A 5,560-nucleotide genomic window follows, 5' to 3' on the forward strand; every position below is an offset into this window, starting at 1 on the left:
AGCTTAAAGAAGGTGGAATATTGAGCTCACAGAAAGACCCAGATATTAGTATATTGCTTAGAAAAGCGAGATCTCATCATACAGTTTTATTTGGGCCAGCTTTAAACCAATGGGCACCTGAAATTTCTGATCAAGAACTATGGCAAGCAATGTCTGACACTTATCCCGAAATTGTAGCGCATTGGGATGAGGATGCAGATGAAAGAAACCAGATTTTAGCTTTATGCCGGATCTATTTTAGTTTAGTGATGAAGGATATTGCTTCAAAAGACAATGCTGCACGATGGGTTATGTCTCAGCTTTCTGATGAGCAGAAATTCGTATTGCAGCGACTTATACAGGAATATAGAGGGGAAATCGGCAAACAAAATTGGCAAGAGGAGCATTATGCTTTGCAGCCTATTGTCAATTTTTTGAGTTCAAAAATTGAAGAGCAGTTTGAGCAGAAAAGAAATCTGATCACATAATAATTTTTTGATTCTGGCTTTATGTCATGGCTTTTGATGAACTCAGCAACGTTCGCTGAAGCGATTGTAAATAGCTTCAGGCAGGCTGCATCTACCGCCAGTGGCTACAGTCTGCTTACACCCTCAGATTTTTTTGTGAACGGCTGGAAGATCGTCCAAGAGATTTTAAACTCGGTAAGTGCTTGGTCGCCTATTGATTCATTGGGGATGCTGATTGCTTCAATCATTATCATGATTGCATTTGCCTTGATTTGTGCGTTCTTGGTTTTGGCGTTGGTTGAAATGTATATCGTGGTGTCAGCTAGTGTCTTAATGATGGGGTTTGCAGGTTCGCAATGGACGAAAGACTATGCCTTGAAAACTATTCAATATGCTGTTTCAGTCGGTGCAAAAATATTTATCTTACAATTGATTGCAGGTCTTGGACTTACTTTTATCCAAGAGTGGGCTACGGGCTTTAATGTTGAAGACAATGTAAGTTTGGTCGGTATGATTGGCTGTAGTGTGGTACTGCTGGCATTAACCAAAATTGTGCCTGATATGCTCCAAGGTGTGATTAACGGTTCATCTATTGGAAGTGGTGCTGCTTTAACTTCTGCCCTACGTGCTGTGGCTGCTGCGACAGCTGGCGCTGCTGCTGGTGCAGCTGGTGCGTCTATGGCTACAAAAGGCGCTGGAGCGTTGGCAAGTGAACAGCTTAAAACGGCTCAAGCAACTGGCACAGGCCCATCGAGTGCAATGGGTAAAGCTGGTTTTATGGCTGGTAATATGGCCATGAATATGAGTTCTGCTTTAAAAAGTGACCTTGGTAGTCGTTTAAGTGGTTCTACGACTGGTGGACGTATGGCTGGCTCGATGATGAATAAAGCAAACGAGCTACGGTCAAAACGATCTAAAAGCAATCAGGATGAAAACACTATCTCATAGGGCGAGACAGATTTTTTCTGATTATTCGCATTTGTTTAGTTGTTGTTTTATACGCTCAATCCTTGTAATAAGACCATCCACACAACTTTGATGACGTTCATAAAGTGGGTGGTCTTTATTCTGCCAGTTATCCAATATTTCTTTGGCTTCGATGTACTCTTGTTCTAGTTTGTATAGTTGACCTTTCAGTCCAAAATTATCTTTATTCCAGATAGCTAATAGCTCGGTTTCACTTAGTTTTGATAAATCAGTCATTAGTAATACTCCCATTTAACCTTTAAAATCTGTTTCTGTTCGCAATGCCTTGAATATGCGTTTTGCCGTTTCTTCTCGCACACTGGACGGGTCACGTAAAATATTGGCAATCCATATTGCAAATGCTTGATAGTCCTTATTCCCTGCTAGGTCGCTGATACTGTGGACTTTAGACAATACTGAGCTATAAGTATTTATCTGACTGTCTGACAAGTTGCAGAACATATCAACCGTGCTTGGATCTCGTTCATGGTTGATTGTTTTAGGCTTGGATTTCTGTTTAAAGCTGAATGAAAACCCAATGATTGAACGTCCTCGCTTATGTTGCTCGTATTCTGCCTTAATGTCGGTATGGTCGTTAATTTGTTGAATAGCAGGCTCTAATACTCGTCTTTTAAACGATTCCATCCGTTGATGCTCTGTGTCCAATACACCAAGTCTTGACCTCAATTCCTTAGTTTCAAGCATTGATACTTTCCCAGTGCTACGCCATGCAATTAGTAGTTCATATAAACGTATGGCATAGGCACTCGTTAGGCTACTTACCTGCTCCAGTTCATAACTGGTGAAATGCTTCTCTAGGTTGGTGATCAGTGGCACAACATCATCTGAAAACCTGATACGGACAAGGGCTTCATTTTCAACATAGGACACACGCTGTACCCATCGGCTCATAACATTCTCAAGATTGCCTTTAGCCGTTAATTTTTGGTAACTAAAGCGACGCTCAAACAAGTTTTTGCAAGCATCCTTTAAGACTTTGTAGGCGGTGTTTCTATGGACATTGAAATGGTTAATGTAGCTTTCTGCATGGATAGTTAAATCACGGTCACTAGGGATATTAGACTCCCTCGCCTCCAGTATTGCTAAAAGGATTAGGCGTTGTTCTGCAAGGTCTAAATTATAACTGGCATTGATCAGCGCATTATCCTTAACGACTAGGTCTTTTTTCATACATAGCAACTTATTCGAATTTTGTTGTTATAGCAACATTATATAACAATGTTGTAATATGCAAGATAAACGTTGCTATATTGCAAGATAAACGTTGCTATATTGCAAGATAAACGTTGCTATATTGCAAGATAAACGTTGCTATATAAAGTCTGAAACCATTGCTATATAAGGATTTCAGTCACCCTAAAAATTAAAAAAAATAAAAAAATTAAAAAAGAGGGGAGGGGTCAAAATTGCCCTATGTACTCGCTAAAGCTCGTACTTTATTGAAGCTCGCAAGCTCGCTTCGAGGGGCAATTTTTCGGTTAATCCTGTTTGTGAAATCTAAAAGCAAAAGCAACTATGAATTCGCTTCGCTCATAAGGCTTTATGCTCGCTTCGCTCGGTCTAGGTGCAGATTTCAACATGAAAATATAGATTTTCTAGGGTTCAAGTCATTTAAAAGCGGTTTTTCAGAGGGTCGAGGGTCGAATATTGCTAGTTCGCTCGTAGACACTCGCTCTGTAAAACCATGTATTGTTTAGATAATTTTAATAAACACCAAAAAGAATAGGTATATCTATGGTGCAAAATCATATATTTTGCACCATAGATATACCTATCTTGAACGTGGTCTATTCCGCTTTTCGGCTTCAAGCATCTTGTTGGCTTCTTCATGCTTACCTTGTTCACGCAAGGCTTTACGTGCAAAAAATGCCTGTTTTTCTTGTTCTTGTATGGCTTTGGCTTCTTGTTTTCGTTTTTCCTGTTCGGCTAACTTCCGTTGTTGTTCTCGCTCAAGATAATTTCTTGCTCGGTCATATTTAGCTTTTAGGTTTGGATTAGCCTTGTTTACAGTCAGTTTTGCCCGATCTGTATAGCGTTCAGGCTCAAATCGAGGGGAGTTATTCCTCAATTCTCGTTCTTGTTCTTCCAGCTGGTTCAACTGCTTCTGAATTTCAGCATTTGCTGTATCCCATTTTCCGCCAAAAAACAGGGGTCTTTTTCCTAGTTCTTCTTTTTGGTGTTTAATATCGCTTTTAGATAGCTCTATTTGCTCCAAAACAGCGTTTATTTGCTCGATTTCTGTTTTTTGGATAGATGACGCTATGTTTTTCGCTTCTGTGGCTATAGCGTCGTTATATTGCGAAATAACGCTATATGCAATTTTGGTTAATTCTTCAGGGGAACGTTGTTCCTGGTCTTTTTCTTTTTGGCGTTGTTCCTGGTCTAAATTTTCCCTGGTCTGTTCCAAGTCATGAACAAGGCGTTCTGTGGCTAAAATTTCTTGCTCAAGTCCTTTAATTAATTGGCGTTCTGTATTTCTAGCCTTAATCGCATCGTTACTTAAACTGATTTCAGTGTCCTTGCCCTGTCTGCGAAGTTGGGTAATTGTAGAACCCTCATGCTGTGTGGCTTCTAAATCTAAACCTTGCTCTTTGTAGCTGCGGTGATCGACACGCTCATGGCTGCCAACCTGTTCAAGAAATTGATTGCAGAGTTCCGCAAACTGTTGTCTCCAGTGTTCGACTTCTTGTTTGCCGTTGTCGTTAAATTCTCTCGTTTTTTTATCAAGGTCGCCTTGTTGGTTAATGCTGCGTGTAGTGAGCATGATGTGGGCGTGATAGTTGCGGTCATCACTTCCGCCTGCGGTATGTGGGGCATGAATGACTGCATCAACAACGACCTTATGACGTTCTACAATTTTTCCGCATAGCTCATTGAGCATCTTCTCTCGTTGTTCTTGGTTTAATTCACAAGGAAATGCAACTTCAAATTCTCTTGATAATTGAGAGTTTTTTCTAGTTTCAATGGTTTCGACCGTATTCCAAAGCGTTTCCCGATCTAATAATTCTTTTTTGGTGTTTTCAGGCGCATAGATATTTTTAAATTCTATGCCTGTTTTCTTCGTGTAATCCTGCTCTTTTCCATAGCGTTCATCTTTCAATTTTTCCCCTGATCTATATGCAGCACACGCAACAGCACTTCGACCATCTGATCGACTAATATTTTTTACTGAAAAGTGAAAAATAGCCACGATGTAAAGTCCCATTGACAAGTGTTTTTAAAAAAAAATTGAAAATTTTTTTTCGGGGTTAAGGGGTGTCCCCTTACGCACTCCAAACTTTAGTTTGGGAAAGTGCGCCCTTCGGGAAAACCCACAACAATCATATAGCAACTTGAAAGCAATGTTCAAGTGCGCTTATGATTTAGGGGGATTTCCTCTATTTGAAAGGTATGTTAAAGATGAAAATTGAGTCATTGGAACAACAAATTTCTAAGCAACAAGAGCGGTTAAAACAGTTAAAAGCTCAAAAACAAGCTGCTGTAGCTCGTGAACGTTCTAAGCAAAAAGAGTTAGAACGAAAGAATGATACAAGACGTAAGATTTTAATCGGCTCTTGTATGTTAAAAATCGTCGAAAATGACACTGTTGCTCATGAAAAGTTAATGGCTCAACTCGATAAATACTTAACCGAAAATCGAGATAGAGAATTATTTAATCTTCCATTAAAGGAGTGAGTGATGCCTGATTTAATTCAGTTAGAATATCTACAAGAAAAATTACAGCAGCTTTTAGCGGAATCATTATTTGCAATTTATCTTTATGGTTCAGCTGTTGACGGTGGTTTAGGGCCAGAAAGTGATCTTGATGTACTGGTCGTGGTCACTCAACCATTAACTTCTGCTTTACGTGAGCAGCTTGCACAAGAATTACTAAAAATTTCACAGCCTGTTGGGGAATTACAAAGGCCATTAGAAGTTACTATTTTATTAAAAGATGAGATTCAGTCTGGAATTTATCCTTTAAGTTATGAAATGCAATTTGGTGAATGGCTGCGTGAAGAGCTTAAAGAAGGTGGAATATTGAGCTCACAGAAAGACCCAGATATTAGTATATTGCTTAGAAAAGCGAGATCTCATCATACAGTTTTATTTGGGCCAGCTTTAAACCAATGGGCACCTGAAATTTC

7 protein-coding genes are annotated in these 5,560 nt (G+C 39.5%); 4 read left to right on the forward strand and 3 right to left on the reverse strand.

Annotation, left to right across the window (positions count from 1 at the left end):
* Together FTV30_RS15445 and trbL are read left to right on the forward strand one after the other, a co-directional pair.
* Window positions 1-467 (forward strand): aminoglycoside adenylyltransferase domain-containing protein (locus FTV30_RS15445; protein WP_180001886.1); only part of this gene is annotated, 467 nt, incomplete at its 5' end.
* Window positions 468-488: 21 nt separating this feature from the next.
* Window positions 489-1,394, forward strand: a complete 906-nt coding sequence (gene trbL / locus FTV30_RS15450; protein WP_204832353.1) for a P-type conjugative transfer protein TrbL — start codon at window positions 489-491, stop codon at window positions 1,392-1,394.
* Between the two features lie 21 nt (window positions 1,395-1,415).
* Here trbL and FTV30_RS15455 read toward each other — a convergent pair whose 3' ends face one another.
* The 3 genes from FTV30_RS15455 to mobQ all read right to left on the reverse strand — a co-directional run bounded on the left by FTV30_RS15455 (window position 1,416) and on the right by mobQ (window position 4,623).
* Entirely contained in the window at window positions 1,416-1,649 is a 234-nt protein-coding gene (locus FTV30_RS15455; protein ID WP_065996352.1) for a hypothetical protein, read from the reverse strand.
* 15 nt (window positions 1,650-1,664) lie between these two features.
* On the reverse strand, window positions 1,665-2,603 hold the full coding sequence (repM, locus tag FTV30_RS15460; RefSeq protein ID WP_065996348.1) for a replication initiation protein RepM: 939 nt from the start codon (window positions 2,601-2,603) through the stop codon (window positions 1,665-1,667).
* Window positions 2,604-3,204: 601 nt separating this feature from the next.
* Window positions 3,205-4,623: a MobQ family relaxase gene (gene mobQ / locus FTV30_RS15465; RefSeq protein WP_065996350.1), complete on the reverse strand. Its 1,419-nt coding sequence runs from the start codon at window positions 4,621-4,623 to the stop codon at window positions 3,205-3,207.
* Window positions 4,624-4,832: 209 nt separating this feature from the next.
* On the opposite strand from mobQ, the gene FTV30_RS15470 reads away from it, so the two are divergent.
* Window positions 4,833-5,108, forward strand: coding sequence for a hypothetical protein (locus FTV30_RS15470; RefSeq protein WP_004919011.1), 276 nt, complete (start codon window positions 4,833-4,835; stop codon window positions 5,106-5,108).
* A gap of 3 nt (window positions 5,109-5,111) precedes the next feature.
* On the forward strand, window positions 5,112-5,560 hold a 449-nt coding region (locus FTV30_RS15475), incomplete at its 3' end, for a nucleotidyltransferase domain-containing protein (protein ID WP_180001887.1).

The sequence above is a fragment of the Acinetobacter sp. YH12255 genome, from assembly GCF_013417355.1.
GTDB lineage: Bacteria > Pseudomonadota > Gammaproteobacteria > Pseudomonadales > Moraxellaceae > Acinetobacter > Acinetobacter pseudolwoffii.